Genomic DNA, 1,496 nt, shown 5'->3' with positions numbered 1-1,496 from the left:
AAAATAGAGAAAATCACACCTAAAGTGAATGCTTCCAAAAACTCTGCACCAGTTACCCAAAATACCGGAAATAAAAACATTAACGCTCCCGTACTCATAAAAATCGGCGGGAGAATGATTTTTTTTGGTGAAACGGGCTTGTCAGAGGACTTTATTCTGACCACCATCACAGCTACAGCCATTAACACAGCAATAATCGATGAAACTATAATCATCATACTTATCATTCCTTTGTTTCTCGGAGTGTTGATACTATATACTATACTCCAAAACAATAAAAAAAACCATTTTGAAAAGAAATGACTTTAATGTCCCATAACGCGGCTTACAGCTTCCAGCACTTTTGTTTCCTCAAACGGCTTAACAATAAAATCCTTTGCCCCCAGCTCAATTGCTTCCGTTACAATTCTTTGCTGGCGCATGGCGGTGCACATGATGACCTTCGCTTTAGGATCAAAGGTTAAGATATCACGAAGCGCTTTTATGCCGTTTTTCACCGGCATTGTAATATCCATTGTCACAAGGTCCGGGCGCAGTTTTTTATACAGGTCAGCTGCTTGTTCACCGTCCGCCGCTTCGCCTGCGATTATGTAATTTGCCTCTTCCAAGATCTCTCTGATTTTCACTCTCATGAACTTGGCGTCGTCTACAACTAAAACTCTTGTCATATTCCCCTCCAACAATCGATTTCCACAGATAATAGTCTTATTGTACCAAAAACAAAAGGATTAGTAGTAGTACGAAAGTAATTTACCTTCAAAAACCAGTAAAGCCTCCAAAAAGATCTGACAGTAAAATAATGATCAGGCTCATCCAATTAAAGAATAACAGCACACCAATCACAATCATCAAAACGCCGCCAGCTTTCATAATGAAAAGCTGGTTCTTCCTTATCCACTTCAGCTTTGTGATAAAAAAAGACAATAAAAGAAACGGTACCGCAAAACCGAGTACATATAACATCATGTATGGCACTGCTGAGCCCGGATTGGTGCCTGCAAGTGTGATAACAGCACCTAATATCGGACCGGTACATGGTGTCCATCCAGCTGCAAATGCCATTCCGATTAAGACCGACCCTAAAAACCCGCTTGGTTTATGCTTAAAATGGATTCTCCGCTCTTTCATCATAGCCTCAGGCCGGAACACACCGAGTGTAATGAAACCGAACAAAATAATAAGCAACGCGCCAATTTGCCGAATCGCATCGTGATAATCCCTAAACAGGCTGCCAATAAAAGATGTTCCATAGCCTAAAGCAATAAAAATGACTGAAAAGCCAAGCAGAAAACACAAAGTATGAAACAAGCTTCTTTTCTGCAGCAGCAGCTTTTCTGTTTTTACATCGTCCATGCTGACCCCTGTAATATATGACAAAAAAGCTGGGTAAAGCGGCAGGCAGCAAGGCGAAATAAAGGATAAAAAACCCGCACCGAATGTCAAAAAATAATTCACGTCTCCCATGTCATCATCCCTTCATGATTTGACATTCCTTC

General features: G+C 40.8%; 3 protein-coding genes. All 3 read right to left on the bottom strand.

The features are described 5' to 3' along the window. A partial coding sequence (locus RAC86_RS38585) for a CcdC protein domain-containing protein (protein WP_377886942.1) occupies positions 1-227 on the bottom strand: 227 nt, incomplete at its 3' end. Positions 228-305: 78 nt separating this feature from the next. After that, entirely contained in the window at positions 306-668 is a 363-nt protein-coding gene (locus RAC86_RS38580; protein WP_003245707.1) for a response regulator, read from the bottom strand. A gap of 88 nt (positions 669-756) precedes the next feature. Continuing rightward, positions 757-1,464, bottom strand: a complete 708-nt coding sequence (gene ccdA, locus RAC86_RS38575) for a cytochrome c-type biogenesis protein CcdA (RefSeq protein ID WP_015383767.1) — start codon at positions 1,462-1,464, stop codon at positions 757-759. Between the last annotated feature and the right edge of the window lie 32 nt (positions 1,465-1,496).

The organism is Bacillus sp. LR_5 (assembly GCF_042709275.1).
The sequence above is the reverse complement of the archived record's forward strand: the minus strand, read 5'-3'. Positions and strand labels throughout refer to the sequence as shown.

Bases quoted from the DNA above. Each gene is read 5' to 3' on its own strand.
- RAC86_RS38580 (WP_003245707.1), bottom strand. From the start codon at position 668: ATGACAAGAGTTTTAGTTGTAGACGACGCCAAGTTCATGAGAGTGAAA.
- ccdA (WP_015383767.1), bottom strand. From the start codon at position 1,464: ATGGGAGACGTGAATTATTTTTTGACATTCGGTGCGGGTTTTTTATCC.